Raw genomic sequence first — 12,524 nt, forward strand, 5'->3', positions numbered from 1 at the left:
CATAATCCTTATGAGATACCATATAAAAATTGCCGCATTGCTTTTGCTGGGAATCGTTTCCTGCAAAGACAACCTGGAAGAATCACCCTATTCTTCATTGAGCAAAGAAGTTGTGTTTAAAGACGAGGACGGTCTCAATCAGGCCACAATCGGGGTTTATCACGCCTGGACGGCGCCGGATTTTAACGACATTACCAGCAGATTTATCCTCACAGAGTCGGGGCACCGGTACGCTACGGCCGGACTGCTGGGTTCCGGCGCCGATCCTTATTACAGGTTCGGGCATACTTCCACCTCCGGTGCATTTGAATCGGTCTGGGCCAGGTTTTACAAGATTATTTTTCGAGCTAATACCGTGATCGCCAATGCAAAGCAGGCGGTACCCGGCGAAGAGGAGGAAGCAGATCCCTATATTGCCGAAGCCAGGTTTTTAAGAGGTTATGCCTATTTCAATCTGGTGAGGTTCTTTGGTGGGGTGCCGCTGATATTGGACGAGGTTAAATCCCTGGACGATGAGGCGCTGATTTTTGCACCCAGATCGACCAATATCCAGGTTTATGATGCGATTATAGCGGATTTGACATTTGCGGAAGCCAATCTTCCCGATTCCCGCGGAGGCGCTGAACTGGGACGTGTTTCGGCAGGGGCTGCTAAGGCTATGTTGGGCAAGGTATACTTGACAATGGCTGGTAAACCGCTCAATATGACCGCTAACTATCAAAAGGCCGTAGATAGGCTGTCAGAGCTGGTAGGGCCTGAAAATGAAGAAAAGTACGATTTTGAGTTGCTGCCTGACTTTCAGGAGATTTTTGCTTTATCCAATGAAAGAAATCGCGAGATCGTACTGTCGTTTGGTTATTTTATTAACTCCTCTAATCCCAACGGGAATATCCTGCCATTCAATCTTTTTCCTTCCGGGCTGGTCAATGGCGATGAGCAAACAAACTACGGGCTGACTTACGATTTTTATAAATTGTTTGAAAAAACAGATACCAGAAGAGATTTTACACTGGTGTACAGGTACGCGTTTCAGGGAAGTGCGAGGGCGGGAGCGGAGCCGGGAGACAGCATCATTTATAATCCGGCCATTGGAAACTACATTGTGAAGCGTACCAATGCTTCTTTTGGCCATGATGACTTTAAATACGGCATCGCCTTCGGCAAATTGGCGCGAGAACCCAGACCGGCGGGCGCCGCAGTACAAGGTTATAGCGCCGACCTGATCGAAATGCGGTTCTCGGACGTCCTTTTGAGTCTGGCAGAAGCATTGACAGAAACCGGTAAAACCGCCCAGGCGCTTCCATTGCTCAATCGGGTACGGGTGCGGGCCAAAGCAACGCCATCCAAGGCAACCGCAGTCGCAGACTTGCGTGCAGCCATTCGCAATGAGCGGCGACTGGAACTTTCCGGAGAGTTTAACACCGTTTTCGACATTCGCAGATGGGGTACATTGAAAGAAGAAATCGCCGCCATGTCCTCCGGCCAGATCGTCGACAATGTGCTGGTTCCGTATTCGGAAAGGCTTGAAATATATCCCATTCCCCAGTCCCAGATTGATGCTAATCCGAATTTGCAGCAGAATGATGGGTGGTAGGAGATATGTCGCGCTAATTTTTTAGAAAGAATGTGACCGGTTGGTAAGGATTCCGTCTAAATGACATGATCCTTACCAACTTTTTTATGAAGCACATTTTATACTTTTTACTTTTTTCTGCACAAGTTGTTACGCCCAGCAAACCAACAGCAAAAACTACATCATCCACCGCACCTTCAAACAAACTGGTGCCAATCCAAATGATGTCAGCAAGGTCAACATCCAAGTGCAATACTTCGACGGTCTGGGCAGGCCCTTGCAAAATGTGGCGGTTGGACAAAATCCTTCGGGAGCAGATTTAGTCCAGCCCATTGAATATGATGCCTTTGGACGGCAGGTGAAACACTATCTTCCCTACCCAGCCGCAGGTAACGGTGCTTTTAAACCCGCCGCACAAGCGGCCCAGGTCGGGTTTTACTCCACCAATTCAGGCGGTTTGGAACCCACCGACCTGGCCCGGCCGTATTCCGAAACTGGTTTCGAACTTTCTGCATTGAACCGTCCCCAGGCTGAAAGGGCTCCCGGCAACAAAAGCGCCTCTGCAAACATCAGTTACGGTACCAACATTGCCGGCGAAGTAAAACGCTACGATTATGTGCCCAATGTCAATATCCTGCTCACCGTCAGCAGCCAGGGTGAATACGCGGCAGGAAAGCTGTACCGGGTTCAGGCTATTGATGAAAACGGTAAGACTACCATCGAGTTCACCGACTTACAGGGAAGGCTTGTCTGCCGGAAGGTGGCCGCTTCCGCCAATGAAATACTGGCTACCTATTATGTCTACGATGATTATGGCCAGCTCCGTGCCGTCTTGCAGCCCCAGTACCAGGACAATGACACCACCGCTGACTACGCTTTCCTGTATGAGTATGACAACCGTGGACGCGTGGTAGTGAAGAAAATAGCTGGTGCAGACCTTGTAAATCTGGTCTACGATAATTTTGACAGGCAGGTACTCTCCCAGGATGCCGCCCAACTCGCCCGCAGCGTCTGGGAATTTACCAAATACGATGCATTGAACCGTGCAATACTGACTGGCGAGATCGCTTCTGCATCCAGCCGCGCTGTGTGGCAGACCAGTATCAATGCCAACCAGGTGCACCATGAAGACAAGGCTGCCGGAGGGATTGGTTATACGCTTGGCAATACACTTCCCAATATCGCCGAGGCCAATGTACTGGTAGTCAACTATTATGACGATTACTCTTTCCCAAAACCAGCTAACCTGGGCTATGCCAATACTTACAGCGTTAATGCATTAAACTCCGCCAAGGGCCTGCAAACTGGAAGCCGGACGCGGATGCTGGCAGGTGCCAATCAGTGGCTGACCAGCGCAACCTACTATGATGCTGAGTACCGGCCTGTCCAGACAGTCAGGGAACTTCACGATCTCGGTGCTGGCGCCATTGAGCGGGTTTCAATGCAATACAAATACGACCTCGCGCCTGTCATTGCCCAGGAAAAGACCGAGCAGGTCATTGCTACCGGTACCAATTTACATCTGAAAACTTACGAGTATGATCATTCCGATCGGCTTTTGAGTGTGAAGGAAAAAGTCATTAATGGCAGTAAATCCAGGGAAGCAGTCACCCTTGCCCAGCGTTACAATGCATTGGGGCAATTGCAGCAAAAGTGGTTTCATTCCGAGGACGGTACCTATTTCCGCAGAAGGACCACCTACACCCATAACATCCGTGGCTGGCTGACGCAAGGCCAGACTTTTTACAAAACCAAAGAAAATGAGCCGGACTCTTCATTTTACAACTTTTCACTCAGCTATGCCAACGGGAACAACTATACCAATGGCAACATTAGCCAAATGCAATGGAGTGGGAAAGCTGAAAACAGTTTCATAAAAGGGCTGACTTTCATCTACGACAGCGCCAACCGTATGTTGGGTTCAACAGGTTTGAACAATTACAAAGAAACCGAAAGCGGGATCAGTTATGACAAGAATGGCAATATCAAGACATTGATTCGAAGTGGAGTGGTATTGGATAATTTGAGTTATGCTTACCTCGGCAATCGGCTTTCGGCTGTCACTGATGGCTCAGGGAGCAACTTGGGCGTGAAGAATGGGGTTAGCAATTATGGTTATGACGGCAATGGCAATATGACCAGCGATAGCAACCGGGGAGCAGTGCTGACCTACAATTATTTAAACTTGACGAAAACAGTAACGATTGGTGGTAAAACATTAACTTATGACTACGATGCGGCGGGTACAAAGCATAAATATGTAGCTGATACATTGACTGCTAAATATGCCGGGGATTTTGAGTATGACCAGAGCAATGTGTTCAAGCGGCTGGCCATTAGTGACGGGCAGGCTGTTTACCGGAAGGATACCATTCGTTTTGACTATTATCTGAAAGACCATTTGGGGAATGTAAGAGTGGTTTTTGATGAGAAGGGGCGGATTTTGCAGCGGACGGATTACTATCCTTTTGGGTTGGAGATTGATCGGAATGCTCCTGTGCAGACGCCTTCGGCGAGGAACAATGTGAATAGGTTTCTGTATAATGGGAAGGAATTGCAAGTTGGTACGGGGCTTGTAGATTATGGGGCCAGGATGTATATGCCGGAGATTGGTAGGTGGGGTGTGGTTGATCCGATGGCAGAGTTTTACCAGAGCCTATCCCCTTATAATTACACGGAAAACGACCCGGTCACAAATATTGATCCTGATGGCATGATGTCATTTAGTGTTAATGGCTCAGATGACGAAATTTTAAAACGCGGTACACGGTTTGGGAGTATGGACAAGCGGGTAATAGGTGACTGCCCGAGCTGCCCCAAGGACAAAGCGTATGATATTTACCGGGATTCCAAGGAATTATTTACTTATGATGGGAAAACCGCCAGTGTATACAATAGCAAGGGGGAAATGGCAGAGCGGGCCGCAAGGCCTTCCGAAGCCACCACCATCGGCCTGCCCTTATGGTATAGCTTGGGTGCCTTCGCCGAAAATGCACCACAAGTAGGCTTGAATGCCCTCAAAGTAGGTGTAACAATACCTTTGATGACGCTGGCTTTTGTTTTGTCACCGACATCAGTAGGGGAAGGTTCGACGGTAAATCCGCCAACTGTGAACTACAATATACCACCCAAAGTTTTACCTGGATTCCCAGGAGCAAAAAGAGATACGCCAAAAGCAGGTAGGGCACGGTGGGTAACACCTGATGGTAAAATATTGGAATGGGATAAGCAACATGGAGACGTAGAAGTTTATGACAAAAGGGGCAGACATCAAGGATCAGCTGATCCAAATACTGGTAAAATGATGAAAGATCCCGTCCCAGGCAGAAAAACTCAAAATTAGTTTTATGGAAAAAATAGAAAGGATTATAAGCATTTTTGATAAAAAAAATGGTGGGCTATTATCTGAAATAAATATTGACAACATTCCCTTGCCCGTATTGAAAGATATATTTATGCCTCCCGATGATGATCATCTAATGATAGATCCCCAAATCATTAAGAAAAAGCACATTAAATCCTTAATTCCGTACTTAGAAAAAAGTATGGTCTTTGATTTTAAGTCTTTTGTCTATTCTGTTGACTGCTTTAAGATTGATGATTAGCTCTCGAATATGGAAATTAAACGAGTAATTTTTGTCTACAACAAGGCAAACGAAGATTTAATCGATGAAATATTAATTGACATACCTATTGAATCTTTAAAATCAATTTTTACCCCTTATGAGGATGACCCTGATTTAATTATGTCGTACGACATAACAGAAGAACAGGCATCCCAGTTACAATTATTTAAAAGCGTAGATTTTAACCTTTTGAATAACATTTATCAAATGGAATGTTATCAAGAATAAACCAAAATACTTTTAATTAATAACATTACTATCAAAGCCCTGGGTGATCGGGGCTTTGGCTTTACAACGCTGTCACATTTTGATTAAGAACTCTTTAAAATTATTGTTGGTAAGCATCTTATCTACGAGCCCGTAGATTCTGTGCCTGTTTTCGTATCCAAGTTTCTAAGTCAGTTTTAATTACCTCGACTATCTGAATAGTAATCTGGAAGTCCCACAAAATGTCAAATGGAAAGTTTTTACTGATATCCTAATGGCTGCCAGGGTGTATGAGTATTAGTTCGCTTAGGGCGATTACCGATACATATGAGATTTACAATAATACTACGCATCAGCGAATTTTGTTTGACGGGATTTTAATTCTCAAGACTTATGACCACAGGGCCGGTTCATACGTCCAAGTCTCGCTTCCCGGGCTTTGAAGTCAAAATCAAACAAAAAAATTGCTATTTTTATAACAAAATAGCTGTTATGACAACTTCCCGAAAACGCTGGCGAGGGACGCTGGTGCTGATATTCAGCATTGTGCTGCTTTCCTTTAACTCTTGCCACCGCCATTTGTCTGTCGCCAAAAGTGACTATAAACAGTATAGCATGGATACCCAGCTGACTGTGGATTCTTCGGTGGTGAAGTATTACCTGCCTTACAAAGAAAAAATGCAGGCGGAAATGAACAAAGTGATTGGGCAAACCGAGCAGGAATTGACCAAACCGTCGACGCCGGAAACATTGATGGGCAATTTCTTTGCCGATGCCATTTTGAAGGAAGGCTTGAAAAAAGATCCTACCATTCAGTTTACATTGTCGACCAAAGGCGGGTTGCGCACCACTTTTCCAAAAGGTAATATCACGGTTTCCAACGTTTTTGAGCTCATGCCATTTGAAAATGAACTGGTTGTGCTCAAACTCACCGGGCAGAATGTGCAACAGGTGATCGACTTTATCGTGAAAAAAGACGGAGAGCCGGTGTCTGGTATCCGTATGAAAATCAAGGATCACAAAGCCTTTGACGTTACCATCGGAGGTCAGCCTTTTGATGTTAATAAAACTTATAATTTGCTGACCTATGATTATCTCGCCGATGGAGGGGATGATCTGGAATGCCTGAGAAATCCGATTGAAAGAAGGGAAATCAATCAGAAGGTAAGGGAGGCAATTTTGGAAAATATTAGTGATCTGACCAGTCAGGGAAAAAAAATAAACGCTCAACTCGATGAAAGAATTGTTATCGTCAAAGATTGACAGAAGGGGCTTCCTTCAAAAAAGTGCAGCCGGTGCTGCATTGTTAGCATTGGGTACAGCGCCATTCGATTCTTTCGGGAAAGATTCGACCGTGCAGCTTACCATCCTGCATACCAATGATGTACACAGCCGCATTGAACCATTTCCGATGGACGGCTCACGTAACCAGGGGCTCGGCGGTGTTGCGCGGCGGGCTGCATTGGTGAAGAAGATCAGGGCAGAGCAAAAGAATGTGCTTTTACTGGATGCTGGCGACATTTTTCAGGGAACGCCTTACTTCAACCTGTATGGTGGCGAAGTTGAAATGACCGTGATGTCGGAAATGGGTTATGACGCTGCTACAATGGGCAACCACGATTTTGACAATGGCCTGGCCGGTTTTGCGAAGCAGTTGCCCCACGCCAATTTTCCGTTTCTGGTAAGTAACTACAACTTTGAAAATACCGAACTGAAAGGTAAGACGCAGCCTTTCAAAATATTTAAAAAGCAAGGCATCAAAATCGGTGTTTTCGGCTTGGGAATTGAGCTTTTCGGGATAGTGAACAAGAAAAACTATGGTGATACGGTTTACCTGGACCCTATTGCCAAGGCCAATGAAATGGCTTCATTGCTGAAAAACGATTATCATTGCGACCTGGTGATCTGCCTGTCGCATTTGGGATATAAATACAAGGAAGATAAGGTTTCAGACCAGATTCTGGCCAAGTCTACCCGCAATATTGACCTGATCATTGGAGGCCATACCCATACTTTTATGAAAGTGCCGGAAGATATCGTGAACCTGGACGGCAAGATCACGACTGTCAACCAGGTTGGTTTTGCAGGTATTAACCTGGGAAGACTGGATTACTTTTTTAACCGGGATTCGGGCAAACAAAAGATGCTCGCTTCGGTGTATCCGGTGCACGAATACGGCCTCGTTTAATACTCTGGCAGCGATCTGTCCATATGCAGGAATTGCTGCCGGATTTTTTCTTCTTCCAGGTCCAGCTGAGCCAGGTGCTGTTTAATAACCTCTTCTTCAAAGACTTCCTTCTTATTGAACTTGTGTAGTAGTACTCTTTTTCGATCTAATAATTCTTTGGTAATCAGCTGGTATCTGCTGACATAGTCGTGTCCTGCCTGGATCGGATCGGATTCGCGCACATGGTCAAGAAATCCAAGGTCACTTTCCAGCTTGTATTTCAAGCTTTGCAAAAGTTCGTTTTTAGGAATTTCCTCTAAGTACTTTTCCTTGATCATGTTCAGGGATTCTTCGGCCAGTTTTCTTCTGATCAAGATGTCCTGTTCCTGAGACGAAACGGAGTAATCCAGTTCTTGAACATTCATCCACCTGATCACAAATGGCAGGGTAAGGCCTTGAAATACAAGCGTTACCAGGATCACAACAAATGTGATAAAAAGGATCATATTGCGTTGCGGAAAGGGTTGTCCGCCGTTGATCAGCAAGGGTATTGACAAAGCTGATGCAAGCGAAACCACACCGCGCATGCCCGTCCATCCGAAGATAAATGGCATACGGAAGCCAGGCCTGCTATCGGCAGTTTTGATGAACCTGCTGATCATGACCGTAAAAATTGACGCACCCATTGCACTCACAATCCGGGTAACGATCACCACCAACGAAATGATCAGTCCATACTTGATAGCTTCATATAGCGAGCTATCTCCCAGGCCGTTCACGATCACCGGAAGTTCGAGGCCGATCAGCATAAAGACAATGCCATTGAGCACAAAACCAATGGTATCCCATACATTGACGCCCTGAATTCTACTGAGATGGCTTAATATACTATGGCTGTTTTTGGAAAGGAAAAGACCACCCGTCACCACCGCGATCACACCCGAAAAATGGAATTCCTCTGCGGCAATGTACATCGTGTAGGGCGCCACGAAAGTAAGAATGGTGTCCATGCTCGGCGTCGTAGGTAGCCAGCGGTGAATGGCATAGAAAACCAATGCGATGATCATCCCGGTGGCAAAGCCCATGATGATCACGATAAAAAAACTGGTTACCGCCTGGCTAAATACGAACGTCCCTGAGACAATTGCTGTCAGCGCAAACCGAAACACGATCAAGCTGGAAGCGTCGTTGAGCAGGCTTTCTCCCTCTACAATGGTGATCAGACGCTTGGTGACCTTAATGTCTTTCAGAATAGAAGTTGCCGCCACCGCGTCGGGAGGTGAGATGATGCCGCCCAGCAAAAAGCCTAACGGTAACGTGAAGCCCGGTATGATGGAATTGGAAACATAAGCGATGACACAGGAAGTAAAGATAACGATCCCGAATGCAAATGATCCGATTACCCTCCTCCATTTCCAGAAATCCTTCCACGAAGTTTGCCACGCCGCTTCGTACAGTAGAGGCGGCAGAAAAATCAGGAAAATCAGTTCGGGATTAATGGCCACCGGAGGAAGTCCCGGAACAAAACTCAGGGCAAGTCCGCCCAGTACCAGCACAATGGGATATGAAATTTTGATGCGCTGCGCCAGCATGACCAGAAATAGTATAGCGACGATCAGCGAAATGTAAAGGATAATGGCACTATGCATAAAGAACGTTCAGGTACAGGCTGGTTTTATCGGATGTACAATTTAATACCATTTGTAGATTTAAGTACTATCTGCGGATGCATTCCCACCGGATGCGATGGGTCGGTTTCGAATGTAAAGCGTTTCACCAGAGCCGCCAGGATCAGCTGCATTTCCATGAGTGCAAACTGCTGACCAATGCAGATCCTGGGCCCGGCACCAAAGGGCAGATAATTAAATTTGGCTCGATTCTTAACATTTTCGGGGCTAAAATTCGCGGGATTGAATCTCAGCGGATCATTCCAGAGATTAGGGTTACGGTGAAGCTCAAAAACTGACATAAACACCGAATTTCCCTTCGCCAGCTGGTAGCCTTCCACTTCATGATCCACGGTGGCTTCGCGCGTCATGGTCCACGCGGGTGGGTACAACCGCAGGCCTTCCTCTACTACCTGCCGCGTGTAAGGCATTTGCATGAGCTGCTCGAATGTAGGGACATCGTCAAAAACCGCTGCCTCTTGTCTGATTTGAGCGACTATATCGGGTTGTTTTGCCAGCTCCCAAAGCAGCCAGCTCAGCCCAGTGGCAGAAGTTTCATGACCCGCTGCGAACATCGTGATCGCTTCATCGCGGATCTGCTGATCATTCATTTGCTCCCCGGTTTCTTCGTCGATGCTGTCCAGAAGTAGTTGCAACAGGTCATTAGGCCTCTCCCCGGAAATGCGACGCTGTTTTATAAATTCAAATACCAGTTTATTGAAATAGGCCAGATCAGTGCGGAACCGTTTGTCTTCGCCATTCACGGCCATCCACGGCAGGCGGTAAGGTTTTCTGACGCGGGTTACCAGGTAGGTCTGTGTTCTGCTTACCTGCTTGTATATCTGCGCTTTATCCTCCGTATTCATGTTTCCAAAAAGCGTTTTGAGCGCGATGTCGGAGGTAATGCCCATCATTTTGGCGTCAATATCAACAGCTTCTTTGCCTCTGAAACTTTCCATTTCGTCCAGAAACGATGCAGTGAGCTGGCCCATTGCGATAAAAAGCTCCTGTAACCTTTCCCGGTGAAAAGCGGGCTGCACGAGCCGGCGCTGCCTGAGCCAGAAATCGCCGTCGCTGGTTACGAGGCCATTACCCAGTACCGGGCGCAGCATTTTGGCTGAATTTCCTTTTTTGAAATACTTATTGTTTTGCTGCAAAACATGGCGGAAAAAGGCAGGGTCGCGGCTCACAACGAATTCGCGGAACAACCGTAGCCGGAATGTGTCGCCGCAGGTATCAAAACCCTGCCTTAAAAAATGCAGTGGATCGCCCGCAAATTTAAAGGCGGCGAGCAAACTGATTTTTCCGATCCTGAATTCTGGAATAGGGCGCATTGTTCCGGTTTTTGAGAGAATTTATGCAAATAAGTCATAACGCGCAAAAAAACCACCCCGTTTGAGGATGGTTTCTTTCATGAAGTCTCCGATAGTGAATAAACCTTACTTTTTGCCCGCAAACGAACGCAGCATCCAGGTGTTTTTTTCTTTGAATTGCATGAAGCGGTTGACCATATCATTGGTACCGTCATCGCCGGCCTGGTCGCTAGCTTCCAGTAAGTCCCTTTCCAGACTGATGAGCTGCGCCATATCGTCGAGAATGGCGTCCACCATATCCAGGTCTTTTAAACCAATGGTATTAATTTCTTTGATTGACGATTCGTTGATATAATCTGCGAACCGGCTGTGTGGTGGCTTACCCAATGTGAGTACACGTTCAGCGATTTCGTCTATGGTCAGCTGCGCATTAGTATACAGTTCTTCAAATTTAACGTGCAGTGTGAAGAAGTTCTGGCCCTTGATGTTCCAGTGGCATCCTCTTAGTTTCTGATAATGAATGTGGTAGTTGGCAAGGTAGTCGTTCAAAAGATCGACAACAGGTTTTACTTCCTTTTCACTCAAACTGATTGATTTGGCATCCATAGCTTTATTGATTGGGTTGATATCGTTTGATCTTTTTTTACCAAAACTATACCACAAAATCAGAATTCCGAGATCTATACGTTAATTCTTCCGAATACGCCTGAAAGTTGTCAGAATGAGTGTTTTTAATGTCTGTTTCGAATGTCAAAGCTGCTCAGGCATGATAGTTTGATGGCCATCATCATACCCACTAATCAATTCAATTATGTTTTTTAAAAAAGTAAGATCACTCCCGTTTCAGGTAATGCTTATCGCAGGAATGTGCTGGTCTGGCGCCTCTTTTGCACAGGACAAAGAAGTTGACAAAATCAAGGCTGCGGCAGCAGTGATCAACGATTTTAGCGAAATGAAGGAGAATATCCCTTCGCAACTACTGGCTATTTCAAAAGGGATCATTATTGTTCCCAAAATGATTAATGCAGGCCTGATAGTAGGAGGTAAGCACGGCAAGGGACTGGCGATGGTGAAAAAGGATAATGGTGAATGGAGCGATCCTGTTTTTATCAGCATTACCGGTGGCAGCTTCGGTCCGCAGATCGGTGTACAGGCTGTGGACCTGGTATTGGTTTTCAAAAGTTCTAAAACGCTAACTGAGATCGGTAAAGGCAGCTTTACGCTGGGGGGGGACCTTTCGGTAGCCGCCGGACCCATGGGCAGGAGCTCTTCTGCCAGCACGGATTACAAGCTGGAAGCAGAGGTTTACTCCTATTCAAGAAGCAAGGGGCTGTTTGCCGGCATTACATTGAATGGAGCGGCATTGTCAGTGGATAGCAAGGCTAATAGCACTTTTTATAGTGATTTTACCAATGCTAATGCGGTTTTCGAAAACTCTCAGATCTCAAACGGCGCGATCGATGAGCTGAGAGACCAGTTGGATGCTCTGAATTAAAGAAGAAGGTATGCCATCATCCGTTGTTTCCAAAATAATCTACAAAGAGGAAACAGAAACATTGCGAATTGTTTATGTTTCAGGAATGGTGTACGACTACAAAAAAGTCCCCTGGGAAGTATACGAAGCCATGAAAAGCTCCGGTTCCAAGGGGATTTTTTTGAATAAACACATCAAGGGCAACTATGAATTTGAGAAAGTCGAAGATTGATGCGTCTATGCCAGCTCGCAGTTTTTCTCGTTGCAAAATTTCACCTCTCCCGTCTCCTCATTTCTGCATTTAACCTTTCCGGTAATCTTGGTGGTCGCACCTTTTTGAATGGATTCGTGATTTAAAATCATCCAAATCCCCTTTTGCCCTTTGATCGTGACCTTTGTGCGGTCAAAAAATTTCTGTACTGCCATCCTGTTTTTAATATTGCCAGGCAAAGATAGTAAATCTAATTACGCTCCCTAAGCCGGTCCGGTCGTAAGGA

Annotated in this window: 13 protein-coding genes; 9 read left to right on the forward strand and 4 right to left on the reverse strand. The window is 46.0% G+C overall.

The window, feature by feature from the left end:
* Positions 1-10: 10 nt before the first annotated feature.
* From ON006_RS07410 to ON006_RS07435, 7 genes are all read left to right on the forward strand, one after another.
* A complete protein-coding gene (locus ON006_RS07410) occupies positions 11-1,594 on the forward strand; it encodes a RagB/SusD family nutrient uptake outer membrane protein (protein WP_244819115.1) in 1,584 nt (527 codons plus the stop codon).
* Positions 1,595-1,757: 163 nt separating this feature from the next.
* Complete coding sequence (locus ON006_RS07415) at positions 1,758-4,916, forward strand: DUF6443 domain-containing protein (RefSeq protein ID WP_445440917.1); 3,159 nt, start codon at positions 1,758-1,760, stop codon at positions 4,914-4,916.
* Positions 4,917-4,920: 4 nt separating this feature from the next.
* A complete protein-coding gene (locus ON006_RS07420; RefSeq protein ID WP_244819113.1) occupies positions 4,921-5,178 on the forward strand; it encodes a DUF7683 domain-containing protein in 258 nt (85 codons plus the stop codon).
* Positions 5,179-5,187: 9 nt separating this feature from the next.
* The gene (locus ON006_RS07425) at positions 5,188-5,427 is read left to right on the forward strand and encodes a DUF7683 domain-containing protein (RefSeq protein WP_244819112.1); all 240 of its coding nucleotides are present in this window, start codon (positions 5,188-5,190) and stop codon (positions 5,425-5,427) included.
* A 193-nt stretch (positions 5,428-5,620) separates the two neighbouring features.
* Complete coding sequence (locus ON006_RS32420) at positions 5,621-5,707, forward strand: DUF7660 family protein (RefSeq protein ID WP_445438761.1); 87 nt, start codon at positions 5,621-5,623, stop codon at positions 5,705-5,707.
* Positions 5,708-5,898: 191 nt separating this feature from the next.
* Positions 5,899-6,669 (forward strand): 5'-nucleotidase C-terminal domain-containing protein, encoded by a 771-nt coding sequence (locus ON006_RS07430; protein ID WP_244819111.1) that lies wholly within the window; start codon positions 5,899-5,901, stop codon positions 6,667-6,669.
* On the forward strand, positions 6,641-7,594 hold the full coding sequence (locus ON006_RS07435; protein WP_244819110.1) for a bifunctional metallophosphatase/5'-nucleotidase: 954 nt from the start codon (positions 6,641-6,643) through the stop codon (positions 7,592-7,594). Before ON006_RS07430 ends, ON006_RS07435 begins: the two co-directional genes overlap by 29 nt.
* Here ON006_RS07435 and ON006_RS07440 read toward each other — a convergent pair.
* The 3 genes from ON006_RS07440 to ON006_RS07450 form a co-directional block, all read right to left on the reverse strand.
* Positions 7,591-9,222 carry a Na+/H+ antiporter gene (locus tag ON006_RS07440; RefSeq protein ID WP_244819109.1) on the reverse strand — a complete coding sequence of 544 codons (1,632 nt, stop codon included), beginning with the start codon at positions 9,220-9,222 and terminating at the stop codon, positions 7,591-7,593. The two genes, ON006_RS07435 and ON006_RS07440, sit on opposite strands and share 4 nt — an antisense overlap.
* Positions 9,223-9,248: 26 nt before the next feature.
* On the reverse strand, positions 9,249-10,574 hold the full coding sequence (locus ON006_RS07445) for a cytochrome P450 (protein ID WP_244819108.1): 1,326 nt from the start codon (positions 10,572-10,574) through the stop codon (positions 9,249-9,251).
* Positions 10,575-10,679: 105 nt separating this feature from the next.
* Positions 10,680-11,159, reverse strand: a complete 480-nt coding sequence (locus tag ON006_RS07450; RefSeq protein ID WP_244819107.1) for a Dps family protein — start codon at positions 11,157-11,159, stop codon at positions 10,680-10,682.
* A 205-nt stretch (positions 11,160-11,364) separates the two neighbouring features.
* On the opposite strand from ON006_RS07450, the gene ON006_RS07455 reads away from it, so the two are divergent.
* Together ON006_RS07455 and ON006_RS07460 are read left to right on the forward strand one after the other, a co-directional pair.
* Positions 11,365-12,048 (forward strand): lipid-binding SYLF domain-containing protein, encoded by a 684-nt coding sequence (locus tag ON006_RS07455; RefSeq protein WP_244819106.1) that lies wholly within the window; start codon positions 11,365-11,367, stop codon positions 12,046-12,048.
* 10 nt (positions 12,049-12,058) lie between these two features.
* A complete protein-coding gene (locus ON006_RS07460; RefSeq protein ID WP_244819105.1) occupies positions 12,059-12,259 on the forward strand; it encodes a KTSC domain-containing protein in 201 nt (66 codons plus the stop codon).
* Positions 12,260-12,264: 5 nt separating this feature from the next.
* Here the strand turns inward: ON006_RS07460 and ON006_RS07465 are convergent, their stop codons facing one another.
* Positions 12,265-12,453 (reverse strand): hypothetical protein, encoded by a 189-nt coding sequence (locus ON006_RS07465; protein WP_244819104.1) that lies wholly within the window; start codon positions 12,451-12,453, stop codon positions 12,265-12,267.
* Between the last annotated feature and the right edge of the window lie 71 nt (positions 12,454-12,524).

It is taken from the genome of Dyadobacter pollutisoli (genome assembly GCF_026625565.1).
Taxonomy (GTDB): Bacteria; Bacteroidota; Bacteroidia; order Cytophagales; family Spirosomataceae; genus Dyadobacter; species Dyadobacter pollutisoli.

Excerpts from the sequence above, each read along its gene's own strand:
- ON006_RS07465 (WP_244819104.1), bottom strand. The coding sequence starts at position 12,453 with ATGGCAGTACAGAAATTTTTTGACCGCACAAAGGTCACGATCAAAGGG.
- ON006_RS07420 (WP_244819113.1), top strand. The coding sequence starts at position 4,921 with ATGGAAAAAATAGAAAGGATTATAAGCATTTTTGATAAAAAAAATGGT.
- ON006_RS07410 (WP_244819115.1), top strand. The coding sequence starts at position 11 with ATGAGATACCATATAAAAATTGCCGCATTGCTTTTGCTGGGAATCGTT.
- ON006_RS07440 (WP_244819109.1), bottom strand. The coding sequence starts at position 9,222 with ATGCATAGTGCCATTATCCTTTACATTTCGCTGATCGTCGCTATACTA.
- ON006_RS07445 (WP_244819108.1), bottom strand. The coding sequence starts at position 10,574 with ATGCGCCCTATTCCAGAATTCAGGATCGGAAAAATCAGTTTGCTCGCC.
- ON006_RS07430 (WP_244819111.1), top strand. The coding sequence starts at position 5,899 with ATGACAACTTCCCGAAAACGCTGGCGAGGGACGCTGGTGCTGATATTC.
- ON006_RS07425 (WP_244819112.1), top strand. The coding sequence starts at position 5,188 with ATGGAAATTAAACGAGTAATTTTTGTCTACAACAAGGCAAACGAAGAT.
- ON006_RS07455 (WP_244819106.1), top strand. The coding sequence starts at position 11,365 with ATGTTTTTTAAAAAAGTAAGATCACTCCCGTTTCAGGTAATGCTTATC.
- ON006_RS07450 (WP_244819107.1), bottom strand. The coding sequence starts at position 11,159 with ATGGATGCCAAATCAATCAGTTTGAGTGAAAAGGAAGTAAAACCTGTT.
- ON006_RS07435 (WP_244819110.1), top strand. The coding sequence starts at position 6,641 with ATGAAAGAATTGTTATCGTCAAAGATTGACAGAAGGGGCTTCCTTCAA.
- ON006_RS07460 (WP_244819105.1), top strand. The coding sequence starts at position 12,059 with ATGCCATCATCCGTTGTTTCCAAAATAATCTACAAAGAGGAAACAGAA.